Raw genomic sequence first — 17,746 nt, 5'->3', positions numbered from 1 at the left:
CCCCGGCTCGAACCGGAAGAATGAGGAGCAAATACATCATGACCAACCGGCTGAAGTTCGGTACCTTCACCCCGCCTTACCATCCGCTCGGCGGCAATCCGACGCTGGCCTTGAAGAACGACATCAAAACCGTTCGGGCACTCGAGGACGCCGGGTACGACGAGGCCTGGTTCGGTGAGCACCACTCGAGCGGTTGGGAAACCATCCCGGCGCCCGAGCTGATGATCGCCACGGCGGCAGCCCAGACCAAGCGCATCCGCCTCGGTACCGGCGTGGTCTCGCTGCCGTACCACCACCCCTTCATGGTGGCCCAGCGGATGACCTTCCTCGACCATCTCACCGAGGGGCGCGCCATTTTCGGGGTCGGCTCCGGTGGCCTTCCCTCGGATGCCGCGATGATCGGTCTGGACGCCGAACTCGGTCGTCGCCGCTACGAGGACGCCTTCAAGACGATTCTTGAACTGATCCGCTCCCAAGACGCCGTCAGCCACAAGACCGATTGGTACGAGTTGGTCGAGGCGCGTGTGCATCTACCGGCCTACTCGGATCCGCACCTGGAGATCGTGACAGCGAGTACGTCGTCGCCGACGGGCCCGACCCTGGCCGGTCGCTATGGCGTCGGCATGCTCTCCCTCGGCCAGTGGACTCCCACCGGCGCGGATTCCCTGACGAAGAACTGGGGTATCGCCCAGGCAGAGGCCGATAAGCAGGGGCAGACGATCAGCCGCGACAACTGGCGCGTCGTCGGCATCTCATTTGTCGCCGAGACGGAGAAACTGGCTCGGGAGATGTGCAAGAGCAACCTGGGGATGGTCTTCGAATACCTGTCCAAGACCGCACCCTTCCCGCCGGTCAAGGCTACCGACCCGGACGACATCATCGACGAGCTCAATGATTCCGGGGTGGCCATGATCGGCTCCCCGTCCCGAGCCGTCGACCGGCTGAACAAGCTCGTCGAGGACACCGGCGGCTTCGGTACCTACCTGATCATGAACGGTGACTGGGCGGCCCACCGCGACATAATCCGTTCGTTCGATACATTCGCGGACAAGGTCATGCCTCATTTCCAGAACCAGCTGGCAGCGCTCGAGCGGTCTTTCGACTACGTCTCCCGGCCGTCCGCGGACGACCCGAATCTGTCCTGGACGAAGGCCAAGCTCATCGACGCCAAGGCCAAAACGGCGAACCTGCACGCGGCCGGCCCCACCGCCTGACACGCTCCACCGCGCCGCGGCCGTCTCGTCCGTCACGGATGAGACGGCCGCGGTGTCACGTGGTGAGAACCTCCCCGTGACCTCGGGTGCCCACCACGCCAGAGTGAAGTGCGATACGACCTCTCATCCCGTCGCCGTCGCCGGCGACACATCCCCGTCCGGAAGGTGATCACCATGTACATCGTCGGTATCGGAGGGACGGTACGGCCCAATTCCTCGAGCGATCGCGCGCTGCGGGTGGCCCTGGACCGAGCCGAGTCGGCCGGGGCGAAGACACGCCACTTCACGGGGAGCCATCTGCGCACACTGCCGATGTACGACCCCATGGATCCGGTACGTACCGACGCGGCGCGCGAATTCGTCGCCGAGCTGCGGGCCGCCGACGGCATCATCATCACCAGTGCCGCGTACCACGGATCGATCTCCGGGATGCTCAAGAACGCTCTCGACTACACCGAGGACATGGCCCAGGACGACAACGTCTACCTCGCGGGCAAGCCGGTCGGCATGATCGCCGTCGGCAAGGGCTGGCAGGCCGGCGCCAATACCCTCGTCGCGCTGCGCAGCATCGTGCATGCCCTGCGCGGGTGGCCGACACCGTACGGATGCGTACTGAACACCGCCGCTACCGCGGACCGTAGCGATCCCGTCACGGCCGGCGCCGGCAACCTCGGGATCGTCGCCACCGAAGTGGTGTGGGCCGCGCAACGGTTCGGCCACTCACTCATCGCCTAGCCCGCCGCACAACACCGCCATCCCAGGAGCTCACCGTGCCCACGTTCGACAACGGTCCTGTCAGTCCGTTCACCGAGGAGGAGGAATACGCGCGGAAGACCGTACGTGCCTTCCTCGACAAGGAGCTGGAACCGCATCACGAGAAGTTCATCGGGGATCTCGAATACGACCGTGCGTTCTGGCGTAAGGCGGGACAGGCGGGCATTCTCGGCTCGGTCATTCCAGAGGAGTACGGCGGGCCGGGCCTAAGCGAGCTGTTCGCGGTGATCATCAGCCAGGAGCTCGGCCGGTCCATCGGGGGCGCCACCATCGGATCCTCACTCAGTGCGGACCTGGCCACCCACATTCTCATGGAGTTCGGGCCCGAGGATAAGAAGCGCGAATACGCCGAACGGATCCTCGCCGGGGAGATCAGCCAGGCCGTCGGGATCACCGAACCCGGCGCCGGTTCGGACGTGACCGCGATGACGACCACGGCGATCCGTCACGGTGACGAATATGTGGTTAATGGATCCAAGGTCTTCATCTCCAATGCCAACAAGGCCGAGTTGCTCTATCTCGTCGCCAAAACCGATCCGGCCAAGCGCGGCTCGGGGATGAGCATCCTCATGATCGAAGGCACCCCCGCGGGCATGACCCGCCGCCGGCTCCCACTCATGGGCTGTCCGGCCTACGATCTCGCCGAGTTGCATTTCGATGAGGTGCGGGTTCCGGCCGGGAATCGTCTGCTCGATGAGGGGCAGGCGATGAGGATTCTGATGAGTACGTTCACGTTGGATCGGTTGCAGGTGGCCGCTCGTGCTCTCGGTGAGGCCGAGTTGGCGTATGCGCTGACGGTCGAGCAGGTGAAGAATCGTGCTGCTTTCGGGCAGAAGGTTTTCGATTTCCAGAATACGAAGTTCGTGCTGGCCGATATGCGTACCGAGATCGAGGTAGGCCGGTCGTTGTTGTATGACGGGATTCGCCGGTATCGGGCCGGTGTTTTCGGTTTCGACGACGCGGCGATGATCAAGTTGTGGATTCCGCAGATGACGGGTCGGGTTGTCGATCAGGCGGTTCAGTTGTTCGGTGGTTCGGGTTATATGGATGAGATGCCGATTTCGCGGATTTACACGGCGAACCGGCTCCACCGTATTTACGCGGGTACCGACGAGCAACAGAAAATCGCCATCTCCAAGAGCATCTGACCCACCCCGCGTCGCGCGCGACGAGCCGAGAGGACCCATTCATGTTCGATTTCACCCCCACCGAGGAACAGCGCGATATCTGCGCCGCGGTGCGCACCTTCGTCCGCAAGGAGCTGGCACCCCTGGAAGGCGAGTTGATCGCCCGGGAGCGCCGGGGCGAGCCCGGCCAGCCGACCTGGGACGAAATGGTTGAGCTGCAGGAGAAAGCGCGGCGCAACGGTCTGTGGGGTGTCGACGTCCCCGAGGAGTACGGCGGCGTGAACTTCCCGGCGACCACCCTCGCCTTGATCAACGAGGAGCTGGGGTACACCCCGTTCGACTTCCGATTCGGCGGCAACGTACCCGCTTTCCTCTACGAGTGCACCGGTGGCCAGATCGACGAGTACCTCAAACCCGCTATCGAGAGCCGGCGCAAGGGGTGTATGGCGCTGACCGAGACGGCATCCGGCTCCGACGCACGCCGGATCCGGACCACCGCCACGAAGCGCGGCGACGACTGGGTCATTCGCGGTGAGAAGGCATGGATCACCAACGGTCAGTGGGCCGATTTCGCGATCGTCATCGCCAGGGCCGTCGTCGACGGCGAGGACCAGGGCCCCACCGCTTTCATCGTCGATCGCGAAGGAGGATTCACCTCTCGCACCGAGGAGCTCATGGGGTCGCACCACTGCGCCACTCTCAACTTCGACGATGTCGTGGTGCCGAACAACAAGATCCTCGGTGAGGTGGGCGGCGGATTCGGTCTCGCCCTGCACACGATCTACCGCAGCCGCGCCTACAACCTGCCGGCCCGTAATATCGGTGCGAGCATTCGTCTGCTCGGTGTGGCCATCGAGTACGCCAACACCCGGGTGACCTTCGATCGGACTCTTGCCTCCCGCGAGAACATCCAGTACATGATCGCCGAATCCGACGTCGAGATCCGGGCGGCCCGCGGCCTCGTCCTGCAGGCGACGACCCGCGCCGACCGAGGCCTCGAATACCGCAGCGAGGCCTGCGCTGCCAAGCTCTTCGCGTCGAAGATCGCCAACGACGTCGCCGACCGGACCATGCAGATCCACGGGGCGCTGGGATACTCGAAAGAGACGATTATCGAGCGTTTCTACCGCGACCTGCGTATCGAGCGAATCTATGAGGGCGCCGACGAGATGCAGCTGGGCGCCATCGCCCGCGGTCTCCTGTCCGGGAAGGCCGCCCCCGGCGGGGGCCGGTGATGTCCCGCGACGTTGCGGTGGAGCACGGCGAAAACTACGGGGCGATGGACGGCGTACGGGTCATCGAACTCGGCTCGATGGTCGCGGTCCCGTTCGCGGCCGCCGGCTTCGCCGCGCTCGGCGCCGATGTGATCAAGGTCGAGCCACTCACCGGCGACCCGACCCGGGCCTTCACCTCGATGCGCGCACCCGACGATATCGCGCCGGCCTTTCTGGCAAGTAACGCCGGCAAACGTTCGGTCGCCCTCGACCTGACCCACCCGGACGGTCTCGAGACGCTCCTCGCCCTCATCGCCGGCGCCGATGTCGTCCTCGACAACCTGCGGCCCGGTGGGCTGCGGCGTCGCGGCCTCGACGTCGACGCCCTGCTGGTGCGGCATCCGCAGCTGACCTGGGTGAGCGTCTCCGGTTTCGGTGACCGTGGACCGGGGAGTGGCCGCAGCGCGGTCGACCAGGTGATCCAGGCCGAGTCCGGGATCGTCTCGGTCACCGGTCCGCCCACCGGGGCCGGCTACCGGGTCGGTTTCCACGTCGTCGACCACGCCGCCGCCCACGCCATCGTCGCCCGGGTGCTCGCCGCGCTTCTGCGGCGTGGGCGGACCGGGGCCGGGGAACGGATCCGGCTCTCCCTGTACCAGGTGGCACTCAGCCTGCAGTCCACGGCCTTCGCCGAGTACTTCGTCACCGGTGCGGAGCCCGCCCGCACCGGCAACGCCTCGCCGCTGAGCGCCCCCTCGGACGCTGTCCGCACCAGCGACGGGTGGATCATGCTCGTCGCCTACCTCGAGCCGCACTGGAATGCCCTGTGCCGGTTGATCGATCGTCCCGAGCTGCTCACCGACCCGCGCTTCGTGGGCCGTGACGCCCGGGTGCGGCACCGCGGTGAGCTCATCGCCGAGCTCGAGCGGTCGACATGCACCTCGACCACCGACACGTTGGCCGACCGCCTCGAGGCGGCCGGGATCATGGTGGGGCGAGTGCGCCGCTACCCGGAGGTGGCCCACAGCGCCGAGGTCACGGACAACGAGTTCCTCGCCGAGGTCGACCTGCCCGGCGGGATCACGCACGAGGCCATCCGGTCCCTCTACGACGGACCCGGCAGCGCCGCAAGGGTTCTGCCGCGGCTGGGGGAGCACACCCGTGAGGTGCTGGCGGAGATCGGCGCCGATACCGAGGATCTGGTGGCGAGGAAGATCGCCGGCGTGCCCGGCCCATAGCCGCGCCTGCCCAGAAACGGCCGCCCGGGTGCCGGTGATGTGGGCGGGGGCCGGAGGCTGCACCCGGTGGGACTTCCCCGGTCCCACAACCTGGAACCGTTGGGGTGAACGTGCTCGGTCACGCGACCTAGGTTCGATCCGATGGAGTCGCCGTGAAGGCGACCTGCTCGATGGAGGACTTCGATGGCGCGCCCACGCAACTCGGCCGATACGATCCATGCTGGACGCAACCGTCGAGCGGGAGCGCTCGCGGCATCGCTGACACTCGCCCTCGGGTTGGTCGCATGTGGTGGATCCGCGAACCCCACCGGCGGACCGGTCGAGAAGCTCGCGGCCGATGACGCCGTGGTGGCGGAACTCGACACCCTCTATCAGGCGGCGCGGCAGGACGGCCGGACCGAGGTCACCGTCTACCTCGGCGGTGCCCCGCTCGACGATGTGTGGAAGACCTTCTCCCGGCGGTATCCGGAGATCACCGTGGAGCCCGTAGGTCTCTACGGTGCGGAGTTCGTCAGCAAGATCGAGCAGGAGCATTCCAGCGGCCGGGTCCTGGCCGACGTTGTCCTGCAGGGTCCCAGCTCGGTACTCCAGCAGGCCGAGCAGGGCTACTTCGCCGACTTCGACCCGGCCGGCGCCGCCGAGGGGTTCGCAGACGTCGCCCGCGACAAGGACCTCGACGGCACCTGCATCGCCCCCTACGGCGAGGCCGCCGCCCTGACCTACAACACCGGCAAGGTATCGAAGGAGGACGCGCCCGCCTCGTGGGATGACCTCGTCGACGAGAAGTGGAAAGGCCGGCTCGTCCTCCCGCAGCTCGACAAGCCGGGCACCACCTCACGAACATTCGGCGTCCTGGCGCAGACCGGCGAGATCGACGACGGGTGGCTGGATCGCCTGGCCGGCAACGAGCCGGTCGGGGTGGCGGAGTCGACGATGACCGGTGCGGCCGTCGTCTCGGGCAAGGGCGACGTTGGTCTCGGCCGGCAGGCCACCCTCGTACGCGAGATCGAGAAAGGCGCGCCGCTGGGCGTCGTCTACCCCATGGAGTCGGCGAGCGTTATCAGCACCTACTTCGGCTGCGTGATGGACAAGGCGCCCAACAGCAACGCCGGGAAGCTGCTGCTGTCGTGGCTTTTCACGGAAGAGGCTCAGAACGCGCTCGCCGGCGCCGGGTACTACCCACTCCGCGAGGGCGTGCGGCCGCTGGCCCCTTTCCCGCCGATCGAGGAAGTCGGCAACGTCGCCATCGTCTCCGCGAAGGACGAACCGAAGCTCATCGCCTCGATGACCAAGAAGATGGTCGAGCGCTTCAAATGACCTCCCGGCTGTCCCGGCCCGGCGGTCGACGCGGCCCATCGCCCGCTGCCCTCGTGGCGGTGATCGTCTGCGCGCTGCTGTTCGTGCTGCCTGTCGCGATGATCGCGGTCGGGTCCGTGCGCGACGGGTCCCCGGGGACGGGGGCATCATGGACCGGTAGTGGGATCACCGAGTACTACACACAGTCCCGATCATGGAACATCCTCGGGCAGTCGCTCGGGTTCGCCCTCGCCGTCAGCCTTTTCTCGACGACGCTGGCGGCCTATCTCGGGTGGGTCTCGGCCCGCACCGACACCCCCGGCCGCCGCCTCCTCACACCGGTCATGGTGCTCGTCCTCGTCATGCCGCACCTATTCTTCGCGACCGGGTGGAGTCTGCTCGGCGGCAAGCAGGGTGGCATCAACGAATTGCTCGGCATGTTGAGCGGTGGCGAGTCGGGCCCCGTCGACGTCGAGACATGGTGGGGCATCATCGCCGTTTCCGTGCTCAAGTCGACCGCGCTGAAATACATCCTGTTGCTCGGGCCGATGCACGCGATGGACCGTTCCCAGGAGGAGGCGGCTTTCATCGCCGGTGCCTCCAAGGTCCGCACCTTCCTCACCGTGACCCTGCCGGCCCTCGGACCGGCAGTGCTGGGCGCCTTCGTCCTCGGTGTCGTCGTCGCCCTGGAGTACTTCGATATCCCGCTGATCCTGGGGGCGACGGCCGGCGTCGATGTCTTCGCCACGGAGATCTACGGGCTGCTCTTCGAAGTCTCCCCTCCGGACTACACGGGTGCCAGCGCCCTGGCGCTGGGCGGAATCGTGCTGCTGGTGGTCCTGCTCGGCCTGCAGCGGTTGCTGCTGCGGGGCCGGCAGTACACGACAGTGCGTGGCAAGACCTCCCGCCAGGGCCGGTGGGAGCTCGGGGCGGCGCGCTGGGCCGGTACCGCTGTCATCGCCGGCTACACGCTGCTCACCCTCGTGCTGCCGGTGTTGCAGCTGGTGCTCACCTCCCTCGTCCCCTTTGTCGGGGTCTACGGCAACTACACCCTGGACAACTACCGCTCGGTGATCGAGGATCCCACCGTCCTCGAGGCACTGGAGTCGACGCTGTGGCTTTCGGTCGCCGGGGGCGCCACTGCGGTGCTGCTCGCCCTGCTCATCACCTACGTAGCCCGGCACGAGCGGGGCTGGGCACCGGGTTTCCTCAGCCTCTCGACCTGGCTGCCCTGGTCGATTCCCGGCACCGCACTCGGACTCGGCATGCTCTGGGCCTACCTGTCCATCCCCGGGCTGTCTGCCCTGTACGGCACAGCGAGCATCGTCTTCCTCGGCCTCGTCGTGGCGTCCACGCCGCTGGCCATGCGTACGGTCCAGCCGGGGGTCGGCCAGATCGGGGTCGAGCTCGAGGAAGCTGCCCGGATCGCCGGCGCCGGCCGGGCGCGTGGTTTCGGTGATGCCGTCGTCCGCCTCATCATCCCCGGTCTCCTCACCGGATGGGTTCTCGCCGGTATCGCCGCCGCCGGTAACCTCGCCATCCCCGTGATGCTCGGCAGCTCCAACGCGACGACGGTCACCGCGCATGTCTTCGAGCTCTACTCGGCCGGACGCACCCCGGAGGCCTCGGCCCTGCTCATCCTGCTGCTGGCCGGTATCGCCGTGCTCTCGGCGGTGGCCCTGCTCGGGACGGCGCTCCTGCGTGCCGCCCTCCGCCGCCGGAAGGCGGCGGGGAGTCTCCCCACACCGGCCGGACCGCCGATCATCGCCGGCGTAGCCGCCGCGACTCCCACGACCGAGAGGACGCCGGCGTGACCGACGCGATCCAGCTGAATCGTCTGTCCAAGCACTTCGGTGACTTCGCCGCCCTGGACAGCCTCGACCTCACCATCCCGGAAGGACAGTTCGTCACTTTGCTGGGGCCCTCCGGCTCCGGCAAAACCACCGCCCTGCGCTGCCTTGCCGGCCTGGAGCAGCCGACGGGGGGTGAGATCCACCTCGCCGGTGCCCTCGTCTGCGCGCCCGGGCAGCGGATCGCCGTCCCACCGGAGAAGCGCGGCGTCGGGTTCGTCTTCCAGAACTACGCGTTGTGGCCGCATATGACCGTTCGCGCCAATGTCGAATACCCGCTGCGGCTGCGCAAGGTCTCCTCGGCCGACCGGCGCCGCCGAGCCGAGGAGCTTCTCGGGATCGTCGGGTTGGATGGGCAGGCCGACAAGCCCGCCGCCGACCTCAGCGGGGGTCAGCAGCAGCGGGTCGCGCTGGCCCGGGCGCTCGCCAACGACTCGCCCTTCATGCTGTACGACGAGCCGCTGTCGAATCTCGATGCGCAGCTGCGCACTCGCACCCGTACGGCGATCCGCGATATCCACGACCGTTTCGGAACGACGACCGTATACGTCACCCACGACCAGGACGAGGCTTTCGGTCTCTCCGACCGGGTCGTCGTGATGAACCGGGGCAGGGTCGAGCAGGACGACCATCCGGAGACGATCTATGCCCGACCGGCCAGCGCGTTCGTCGCGCGGTTCGTCGGTTTCGAGAACATCATCGACGGCGGCCGGGTCACCGAGGTGGCCGTGGCAGGTGCGACCGTGGTGTTGCCCGATGGGCTGGGCACCTGTCTCGCGGACAGCCGTGATCACGCCGTCGGTGCGGATATCGCTGTGGCGGTCCGGGCACACGACGTGGTCCTCGGCGAAGAGGGCAGCGGCGGCTGCCCGGCGGTTGTCCAGCGGCTGGGGTTCTCTTCGGGCGCGTGGGAGGTCGTTCTCGCGGCATCCGGTCGCGCGGGCGTGCGGACGGTCCACGCTCGGGTCGGTGCCGAGCACGGCCGCCCGGTCTTCGGCGCCGGCGACCGGGTGACCTTCCGGATCCGTCCGGGTCGAGCGGTGTTGTTACCCGCCGGGGAGCAACAGGAATGAACGGCGATATCGGGTGGCCGCACCCGGACAGCGCTCCGCCGGGCCCGGCCGCCCGAATTCTCAGATCTACCGCACCGGCTATATCGACGCCGGCGCCGTGACGAAGCAGCGTTACGACCCTGTCCGCGTGTAACGCCCTTGTGGAGGGGACCTGGGATATCGAGGTGATCGACGCGTTGCAGGTACGGGACAGCGATTATGTTCTCGACAAGCCGCGGATGGACGCGTTCTACAACACCTCGCTGCAGGTCTTGCTGAATGGTCTGAATGTCCGGAAGATCGCCCTCTCGGGCGTGGTGAGTAACGCGTGCGTAGAAACCACCGCGCGTTCGGCGGCGATGCGTGACTTCGACGTCACCGTGATCTCCGACTGCTGCACCACGCTGAGCAGCGCCGATCAGGCGGCGGCGATGGGGGCCCTGCAGAAGTTCGGCTTCGCGACGGTAGTGACTTCGGAAGACCTGCTACCTCGCTGATTCCGGTAGGCATAGACGTCTCGGCCGACTGCTCTCGCAGCATGGGACCGCCGGGTAGAGCTCCGCGGGGCAGGTGCGGTCGACTGGTCTTCCCGTCCACCAACGGAGAGACGACCATGGCTGAATCTGCACGCGCGACATCTGTTCTCGACGGCTTGGCCGTCCTCGACCTCGGGGGTACGGATGCCGTGCACCTGGGGGCACGACTGCTCTCCGATCTGGGCGCCGAGGTTGTCCGCGTCGCCGTCGAGGACGAGGCCCGGGTCCCGGAGCGGCAACGGCTGCGGGACGACGTGTGGGGGATGGGGACACACCGGGTGATACTCGCCCCGGGCGAGCAGGTGCCGGCCGAGCTGCTCGCCGCCGCGGACGTTGTGCTGACCACGCCCTTCGAGGCGGGCCTACCGGCCCCGCGCCGGGAGCAGTCCCCGGACGCGGTGTGGGTCTCGGTCACCCCGTTCGGCCTCACCGGGCCACGTGCCACGTGGCGCGCCGGGGATCTCGGCGTGATGGCCTCCTCCGGCAACCTGTACATCTCCGGATACGACGACAGGGCCCCGGTGCGCTGCTCGCAGCCGCTGGCCGACGCGCACGTCGGGCCCGAGGTGGCCATCGCGGTTCTCTTTGCGCTCAATGCCGGTGGTCGGCGGGAGGTCGACGTATCGGCCGTCGAATCCATCGCCATGGCCAATATGGGTCTCGGTGACCGGGCGCGAACCCTCGGACAGCCCCTCACCCGGGACGGTGGGCGCGGCGGAGTCGGTACCTCGCAGGTATGGCGGTGCCGAGACGGCTTCGTCGGGCTCGGTCTCGGCGGGGGTATCGCCCGCCAGCCGACGATGGACCGGGTCTTCCAGCTCATGGCCGAGGACGGCATCGAGGTCGCCGACCTCCGCGACGGACCGTGGTCGAGTACCCGGTGGAAGTCGATGTCACCTACCGAACAGGACGAGGTCACCGCCCGCTTCGACGCCTTCTTCGCCGGGCGTGGTGCCGCCGAACTGCAAGCGATCGCCTACAAGGAGAATCTCATGATGGCCGCGGTGCTCACCGGTGCCGAGGTGCTGGCGAGCGAGCAGCTCGCCGCCCGGGAGTTCTTCGTCGACTTCGAGAACACCGGCGCGCCGGTGCCGGGACCTTTCGTCGCACTGAACACCAGTGCCGGGCGGGGGTTGCGCGTACCCACCGCGCGGGCCACCACGGTGAGTGCCGCCGAGGCCGTCGCCCTGTTCGACGCGCGCCCGGCTCGCCAGGGGCCGGGAGATACCACCGGCGGCGGCGCGTGGGAGGGCCTGTCCATGGTCGAGTTCATGACCTCCGGGGCCGGGCCGCTCATCGGCAGATACTTCGCCGAGAACGGCGCCGATGTGATCCGCGTCGAATCCCGCGGCCGGCCAGACTTTCTGCGCATGGTGGCGCCACACGAGGATCACGGCCTCGACGCGTCCCCGCTCTTCGACAGCATCAATGCCGGAAAACGCAGTATCGCCGTCGACCTGGCCCGGCCCGAGGGGCTGGCCGTCGCGCGCCGGCTCGCTCTCGCCGCGGATGTCGTCACCGAGAACTTCGCGCCGCGCACGATGCGCAAATTCGGTCTCGACCACGCCTCCCTGGCCGTCGAACGCCCCGATGTGATCTACCTCAGCTCTTGCCTGAGTGGTCACACCGGGCCGTACAAGGACTTCCCGGGGTTCGGCGGACAGGGGTCGGCGCTGTCGGGCTATACCTGGCTGACCGGTTGGCCCGATCGTGTTCCGCTCGGTCCGGCCCAGGCGGTGACCGACTCCATCTCACCGCGTTTCGGCGCCGCGGTCGTCGCCGCCCTGCTGCAGCACCGCGCGCGTACCGGTGAGGGGGCCCGCGTAGATCTGTCCCAGGTGGAGACCGCGGCCTGGACGCTGGCGCCGTGGCTGCTCGCCGAATCCCTCGTCGGCCCGGACACCGAGCGCTGGGGCAACCGCGACCCGGACCGGGCGGCCGTGCCGCACGGAGCATTTCGATGCAGTGGTCTCGACCGCTGGATCGCGATCGCCGTCCGCGACGACGTTCAGTGGGCCCGCCTCGCCGAGGTACTCGGGGACACCCCGCGCCGCTGGAGCACGCCGGCAGGCCGGCTGGCCGATATCGATGCCGTCGAGGCGGCGGTGACGGCCTGGACCTCCCGCCAGGATCCGGTCCAGGCCGCGGGGATCCTGCAGTTCCACGGGATCGAGGCGGTGCCGGTGGCCAACGGCATCGACACGGTCTGCGATCCGCAGCTGCACCACCGGGGGCACTTCCAGGTCACCACGCACCCGCGTCTGGGCGAACGCTTTTACGAGCGCACCGGTTTTCGGTTCGATGCCCTGCGGCAGGGCTACGAGAGGCCGAGTCCCCTGCTGGGACAACATTCGCGGGACGTGCTCGGGGAGTACCTCGGCATGGGCGAGAGCGAATATCGCGACCTCGCCGAGCGGGGGATCGTGGGGTGAGCACAACCGACGCAGCGGGCATCCCCGTGTCCGGCCTCGTAGACCATGACGCCAATCCGAATCTGGGTATCGCGGCCGAAGGACCGCTCGACCTCGGGGTGGGGCACGCCCTCATCTCTCTCACCGGGCCCGAACCGGGATACGAGGTCGAATACAACCGCTGGTACGAGGACGACCACTATCTCGCCGGCGGAATGTACGCACCGTGGGTGTTCGCCGGTCGTCGCTGGGTGGCGACCTATGACCTGCGGGCCATGCGGTTGCCGGACACCCCCTGCCCGCCACTGCCGAGCCTCGACACCGGCTGGATGCTCGGGACCTATTGGATCGCGCCCGGTCGCATCGACGACGTCGAGGCCTGGGCCCTCGGCGCCAACCGCCGCCTGGCCGCGGCCGGCCGCATATATCCCCACCGTGTTCCGGGGTTGACCGCTTTCCAGGACCTGGCCGCAGTCGTCTACCGCGACGACGGTGTGGTGCGGGCCGAGTGGGCCCTGCACGACCCGGCCCCCGGCCTCGTCCTGGAGGTCCTCGACACCGAACCCTCCGCTCGGGATGAGCTGATCGACTGGCTGCGCGAGGAGCATCTGCCGAGCCGCGTCACCGGCCCGGTGACCTCGGCCATGGTCTTCCGGTACGACCTGCGCCTGCATGCCGGGCTGAAGCCGAAGATCCATCGGGCGTTGCGGGAACAGGCCCGGGACGGAGGACGGCTCACTGTGGTGTGGTTCCTCGACACCGACCCCCGGCGGTGCTGGGAACATTTCCTCGGCGAACCCGGGATCCATTCCCGGGGTGGACGCGGTCGTATGAATCTGCTCGCCCCCTTCGTTCCCGCCCGGATGGGCACCGATCACCTGATGGACCGGCTCGTCCGGCCCACAGAGGAAGAATGACCGCCGCATCCGAGGGCGTCGTCCGCACCGAACGCCACGACCACGTCCTGCTCATCCGGATCAACCGTCCCGAGCGGCTCAACGCCGTCGATCGCGCCGTCGCCCGCGGTATCGGAGATGCGATCGAGGAGGCGGAGACCGATCCGCGGATCCGCGCCGTCGTCCTCACCGGAACCGGGCGGGCCTTCTGCGCCGGCGCCGACCTGAAGGCCTCGGCCGCGGGCGAGGCGATCAACCACCTCGAGGAGCCGTACGCATCGTGGCGGTTCGCCGGGTTCGTACGCCACCCGCGTTCGGTTCCCGTAATCGCGGCGGTCAACGGCCTCGCGCACGGGGGTGGTATGGAACTCGTCCTTGCCAGCGAACTCGCCGTGGCAGCCGATACCGCGACCTTCGCCCTGTCCGAGGTCGCCCACGGCGTGATCGCCGGGGGCGGGGCGGCCATCCGGCTCATCCGGCACGTGCCGGACAAGGTGGCGATGCACCTGCTGCTGACCGGCGACCGGATCACTGCCGGCCGGGCGCTGGAGCTCGGTGTGGTCAACGAGGTCGTTCCGCCGGATCAGGTCCTGTCGGCGGCAATGTCGCTGGCGCACAAGGTGGCCGGGATGGCTCCGCTCGCCGTGCAGGCGACTACCCGGCTCGCCGCCGCGGTCCGGGCAGGGCAGCGGGAGGACGAATTGTGGGAGCGCTCGCGCTCCGAAAGCCGGGCACTGCATGCGAGTGCGGACGCGATCGAAGGCAAACAAGCCTTCGTAGAGAAGCGCGCTCCGCATTGGCGGGCCCGCTGAACCCACTGTCCCCGAACGTTTGCGGCCGGGGTTCTACCACGCGAGACGTGTTCGTTGTCGCGCCGCGGCGGCCGTCCGAGACTTGCCAGTGCGGCCGTGGAGAGCGGTCGGTGCCGGTCCGAGCCTGGTCCGGCACTTCGATCTCAGCAGGAGGATTCGACAATGGCGGGACGCGTCGAAGGCAAGATCGCACTCATCACCGGATCGGGCCGAGGGCAGGGACGAGCACATGCCGTTCGACTGGCCGAGGAAGGCGCGAGCATCATCGGCTTCGACCTCGGCCCCCAGGACGAGACAGTCGCCGAGGTCGAGAAGGTGGGCGGAACGATGATCGCCTATCAGGTCGACGTGCGGGATTTCGAGCAGGTCGCGGCCGCGGTCGAGCAGGGTATCGGGCAGGCGGGTGGACTGGACGTTGTCGTCATCAACCACGGCATGGCCGGTCACGGTGCCGCCTGGGAAATCTCCGAGGACGAATGGAAACGCATCGTCGATGTGAACCTCACCGGCGTATGGCATGTGGCCAAGGCTGTCGTCCCGGCCCTCATCGCGGCTGGCAAAGGCGGATCGATCATCATCACCGGCTCCACGAACTCGGTCGTGGCCTCGATGAACATGTCGCACTACACCGCGTCCAAGCACGGCGTGCTCGGCCTCGCCAGGAGCCTCGCCGTCGAGCTCGGCAATCACTGGATTCGCGTCAATACGATCTTGCCGGGAGCCATCGACACCCCTCTGCTGCAGGAACAGCGTGTCTCGCGCGCCGAGGCGGCGAAGGCCGCGGGTATCGAGCCGCCCGCCCCGCCGTCGGCCGATGCACCGTACAGCGGTCCCAACCTGCTGCCGGTGCCGCTGCTGGAGTCCGTCGACATCGCCCACGCGGTGCTCTTTCTCGCCTCCGACGAATCCCGCTACATCACCGCGGCGGAGCTGGCCGTGGACGCCGGCGTCATGAAATCGCCGGCCATCCAGACGGGCCGCCGCTGAGCGCCCGGATCCGGAGACCGCTCATGGATTTTCGTCTCGACGGCGAGGCCGCGGACCTGTACAACCTCGCCGACACCACCCTTGCCAGACAGCTGCCGCCCGAGCGCATCGCCGCCGACAGCGCCCTTTCCGGGGGGGTGGCATCGGACGCGTGGACCGCTCTCATAGGCGCCGGTGTCATCGACGCGCTCCTGCCGGAGCAGCTCGGAGGAGCCGGCCTGGACTCCTACGCCGCGCATGCGGTCGTGCGGGCCGGGGCCGAGCACGGGTCGATGGTCCCGACCCTGCCGGTCGTGACCGCGATTCTGGTGCTGTCCCGGGAACCGTCCTCCTTCGGAAACCTCCTGCGTGATGTGTCCGCGGGTAGGTCACTGGTCACTTCCGCCGTCCGGGAACCCGGTGGCAGGTGGATCCAGGACGCCGTGACCACCGCGGTTGTGGACGGAGAAGTATTGCGGCTGAACGGGCGGAAGGCGTTCGTCCAGCTGGGTCGGCAGGCCTCGCACGTGCTCGTCCCGGCACGCACGCCGGAGGGCATCGTGATCGCCGTCGTCCCCACCGACGCCGAGGGCATCACCTGGGCCGGCCATCCGGTCCAATCGCATGTACCGGCCGCGTCCATGCATCTCGACGAGGTCGCGCTACCGGCTACCGCGGTGCTCGGCACGCCGGCCGATGGTCACGCGAGGTACCTCGACCGGGCGATGAGCATCTCGATGTGTGCCGCGGCCGCGGGCACCGTGCACCGGGCACTCGAATCGGCCGTCGAGCATGTGAGCGCCCGGAAGCAGTTCGGTCGTGCCATCGGCTCCTTCCAGGCGGTGAAAATGCAGCTGGCCGACGCCTATATCACCTCGTCCGCCCTGCGCAGCGTTGCGGACGCCGCCGCATGGCAGCTCTCGATGGGCCACAACGACGACGTGCGCCGGACCGTGGCCGCCGCGAACTACCTCATGTCCCGCGACCTGATTCCGGCGGTTCTGGCATGTCAGCACGTGCTCGGTGGTACCGGGATGGACACCGATCATCCCATGCACCGCTTCGTCATCACGGCCCTGGACATCGCCAACCTGCTCGGGGGTGTCGAGGCCTGTCTCGATCGCGCGACCGCGTGGTCGGCCGCGGATTCGACACCATACGCCCGGGCAGAGTGAGGACCGACCAGTGTTCATCGATCTGACACCAGAGGAAGAGGCCCTGCGTGCGGAGGCCGAAGCGTACTTCGCCACGGCGCTCACCGCCGCGGAGAAGGCCGGCCTGCGTGAGGACGAGACCGGGGCGGCGCACGACTCCGTCGTCGCCCGCCTCGGCCGGGACGGCTGGCTCGGGCGAGGCTGGCCCACCGAGTTCGGCGGCGAGGGGATCGGACCGGTCGCCGAACAGACCATTGTCAGCACCGCCTACCGGCACCGGGTACTCGTCCCGTTCGCCACCGTCTTCGCGGTCGGCCTCTCGTTACAGCAGTTCGGCACTCCGCAGCAACTCGAGGAGTTCCTGCCCCGGATCCGCTCGGGCCGGATCCACATCGCCATCGGCTACAGCGAACCGGGTGCCGGCACCGATCTGGCCGCGCTGACCACCGTTGCCCGGCGCGAAGGGGACGAGTACGTCATCCGCGGCCAGAAGATGTGGACCTCCGGCGTGCACAACGCCGACTACATCTGGCTGGCCTGTCGCACGGACCCGAGCCGGGAGCGCCACCGCGGGGTCTCGATCATTCTGGTCGACACCTTGCTGCCCGGCATCAGCTGGACCCCGGTCCACTCGCTCAACGGCGCGCGCCATCTCAACGCCCTGTACCTCGATGATGTCCGGGTCCCGGTGCGGATGCTCGTCGGCGAGGAGAATCGGGGCTGGGAGGTGATCACGCATCAGCTGAACGCCGAACGCTTCAACGCCGGCCCGGCCGGGAAGATCCTCGCTCACCTCGACACCTTCCGCGTCTGGGCGCAGGCCACGGTCGTGGACGGGGGACCGGCGGCCGACCTGCCGGACGTCCGGCGCGCCGTCGCCGAGTTCGAGGCGATCGCAACGACGAACCTCATGCTCAACTGGCGCAGCGTCTCGGAGACCGGCGCCGGGGACGTAGGCCCGGTGCACGCCTCGGTGAACAAGATCTTCACCTCCGAGCGGATCCTCGACGTCGCCCGCCGCGTCCTCGAACTCGTCCACCGCTACGGGGATCCCGCCGAACCGGCCACCATCACGTGCATCGAGGACACCGCGCACGCCTTCAAGACCGAACTCAAGCTGCCGGTGGGCGGAGGTGTCAGCGAGGTACAGCGGGAACTCATCGCGCATCTCGGCCTGGGCCTTCCGCGCGGCCCCCGCTGACCACA

At 68.2% G+C, this 17,746-nt stretch carries 15 protein-coding genes; all 15 read left to right on the top strand.

Annotated features, from left to right (window positions below):
* Positions 1-38: 38 nt before the first annotated feature.
* The 15 genes from AB0H42_RS26140 to AB0H42_RS26070 all read left to right on the top strand — a co-directional run bounded on the left by AB0H42_RS26140 (position 39) and on the right by AB0H42_RS26070 (position 17,741).
* Complete coding sequence (locus tag AB0H42_RS26140) at positions 39-1,214, top strand: LLM class flavin-dependent oxidoreductase (protein WP_357060431.1); 1,176 nt, start codon at positions 39-41, stop codon at positions 1,212-1,214.
* Between the two features lie 174 nt (positions 1,215-1,388).
* Positions 1,389-1,949: an NAD(P)H-dependent oxidoreductase gene (locus AB0H42_RS26135; RefSeq protein ID WP_357060428.1), complete on the top strand. Its 561-nt coding sequence runs from the start codon at positions 1,389-1,391 to the stop codon at positions 1,947-1,949.
* A gap of 35 nt (positions 1,950-1,984) precedes the next feature.
* Complete coding sequence (locus tag AB0H42_RS26130; RefSeq protein WP_357060426.1) at positions 1,985-3,136, top strand: acyl-CoA dehydrogenase family protein; 1,152 nt, start codon at positions 1,985-1,987, stop codon at positions 3,134-3,136.
* Between the two features lie 41 nt (positions 3,137-3,177).
* A complete protein-coding gene (locus AB0H42_RS26125) occupies positions 3,178-4,350 on the top strand; it encodes an acyl-CoA dehydrogenase family protein (protein WP_357060423.1) in 1,173 nt (390 codons plus the stop codon).
* Complete coding sequence (locus AB0H42_RS26120; protein ID WP_357060421.1) at positions 4,350-5,567, top strand: CoA transferase; 1,218 nt, start codon at positions 4,350-4,352, stop codon at positions 5,565-5,567. Before AB0H42_RS26125 ends, AB0H42_RS26120 begins: the two co-directional genes overlap by 1 nt.
* 183 nt (positions 5,568-5,750) lie before the next feature.
* On the top strand, positions 5,751-6,884 hold the full coding sequence (locus AB0H42_RS26115) for an extracellular solute-binding protein (protein WP_357060418.1): 1,134 nt from the start codon (positions 5,751-5,753) through the stop codon (positions 6,882-6,884).
* On the top strand, positions 6,881-8,677 hold the full coding sequence (locus AB0H42_RS26110; RefSeq protein ID WP_357060416.1) for an ABC transporter permease subunit: 1,797 nt from the start codon (positions 6,881-6,883) through the stop codon (positions 8,675-8,677). The genes AB0H42_RS26115 and AB0H42_RS26110 overlap by 4 nt, the downstream gene beginning before the upstream one ends.
* On the top strand, positions 8,674-9,786 hold the full coding sequence (locus AB0H42_RS26105) for an ABC transporter ATP-binding protein (protein WP_357060413.1): 1,113 nt from the start codon (positions 8,674-8,676) through the stop codon (positions 9,784-9,786). Before AB0H42_RS26110 ends, AB0H42_RS26105 begins: the two co-directional genes overlap by 4 nt.
* A 140-nt stretch (positions 9,787-9,926) precedes the next feature.
* Positions 9,927-10,262: a cysteine hydrolase gene (locus tag AB0H42_RS26100; RefSeq protein WP_357060411.1), complete on the top strand. Its 336-nt coding sequence runs from the start codon at positions 9,927-9,929 to the stop codon at positions 10,260-10,262.
* A 116-nt stretch (positions 10,263-10,378) separates the two neighbouring features.
* Complete coding sequence (locus AB0H42_RS26095) at positions 10,379-12,733, top strand: CoA transferase (protein WP_357060408.1); 2,355 nt, start codon at positions 10,379-10,381, stop codon at positions 12,731-12,733.
* Positions 12,730-13,629 carry a hypothetical protein gene (locus AB0H42_RS26090; RefSeq protein WP_357060405.1) on the top strand — a complete coding sequence of 300 codons (900 nt, stop codon included), beginning with the start codon at positions 12,730-12,732 and terminating at the stop codon, positions 13,627-13,629. The genes AB0H42_RS26095 and AB0H42_RS26090 overlap by 4 nt, the downstream gene beginning before the upstream one ends.
* Entirely contained in the window at positions 13,626-14,420 is a 795-nt protein-coding gene (locus AB0H42_RS26085; RefSeq protein ID WP_357060403.1) for an enoyl-CoA hydratase-related protein, read from the top strand. Before AB0H42_RS26090 ends, AB0H42_RS26085 begins: the two co-directional genes overlap by 4 nt.
* Before the next feature lie 162 nt (positions 14,421-14,582).
* Positions 14,583-15,407, top strand: coding sequence for a mycofactocin-coupled SDR family oxidoreductase (locus AB0H42_RS26080; RefSeq protein ID WP_357060400.1), 825 nt, complete (start codon positions 14,583-14,585; stop codon positions 15,405-15,407).
* A gap of 23 nt (positions 15,408-15,430) precedes the next feature.
* Positions 15,431-16,561 carry an acyl-CoA dehydrogenase gene (locus tag AB0H42_RS26075; RefSeq protein WP_357060398.1) on the top strand — a complete coding sequence of 377 codons (1,131 nt, stop codon included), beginning with the start codon at positions 15,431-15,433 and terminating at the stop codon, positions 16,559-16,561.
* A gap of 10 nt (positions 16,562-16,571) precedes the next feature.
* On the top strand, positions 16,572-17,741 hold the full coding sequence (locus AB0H42_RS26070) for an acyl-CoA dehydrogenase family protein (protein ID WP_357060396.1): 1,170 nt from the start codon (positions 16,572-16,574) through the stop codon (positions 17,739-17,741).
* The last annotated feature ends 5 nt before the right edge of the window (positions 17,742-17,746 follow it).

Source organism: Nocardia sp. NPDC050799 (assembly GCF_040654015.1).
Classification (GTDB): Bacteria; Actinomycetota; Actinomycetes; order Mycobacteriales; family Mycobacteriaceae; genus Nocardia.
Note: the sequence above shows the minus strand (reverse complement) of the source record. Positions and strands in the feature narration are given on the sequence as shown.

Excerpts from the sequence above, each read along its gene's own strand:
- AB0H42_RS26095 (WP_357060408.1), top strand. The coding sequence starts at position 10,379 with ATGGCTGAATCTGCACGCGCGACATCTGTTCTCGACGGCTTGGCCGTC.
- AB0H42_RS26135 (WP_357060428.1), top strand. The coding sequence starts at position 1,389 with ATGTACATCGTCGGTATCGGAGGGACGGTACGGCCCAATTCCTCGAGC.
- AB0H42_RS26075 (WP_357060398.1), top strand. The coding sequence starts at position 15,431 with ATGGATTTTCGTCTCGACGGCGAGGCCGCGGACCTGTACAACCTCGCC.
- AB0H42_RS26085 (WP_357060403.1), top strand. The coding sequence starts at position 13,626 with ATGACCGCCGCATCCGAGGGCGTCGTCCGCACCGAACGCCACGACCAC.
- AB0H42_RS26080 (WP_357060400.1), top strand. The coding sequence starts at position 14,583 with ATGGCGGGACGCGTCGAAGGCAAGATCGCACTCATCACCGGATCGGGC.
- AB0H42_RS26115 (WP_357060418.1), top strand. The coding sequence starts at position 5,751 with ATGGCGCGCCCACGCAACTCGGCCGATACGATCCATGCTGGACGCAAC.
- AB0H42_RS26125 (WP_357060423.1), top strand. The coding sequence starts at position 3,178 with ATGTTCGATTTCACCCCCACCGAGGAACAGCGCGATATCTGCGCCGCG.
- AB0H42_RS26140 (WP_357060431.1), top strand. The coding sequence starts at position 39 with ATGACCAACCGGCTGAAGTTCGGTACCTTCACCCCGCCTTACCATCCG.
- AB0H42_RS26120 (WP_357060421.1), top strand. The coding sequence starts at position 4,350 with ATGTCCCGCGACGTTGCGGTGGAGCACGGCGAAAACTACGGGGCGATG.
- AB0H42_RS26110 (WP_357060416.1), top strand. The coding sequence starts at position 6,881 with ATGACCTCCCGGCTGTCCCGGCCCGGCGGTCGACGCGGCCCATCGCCC.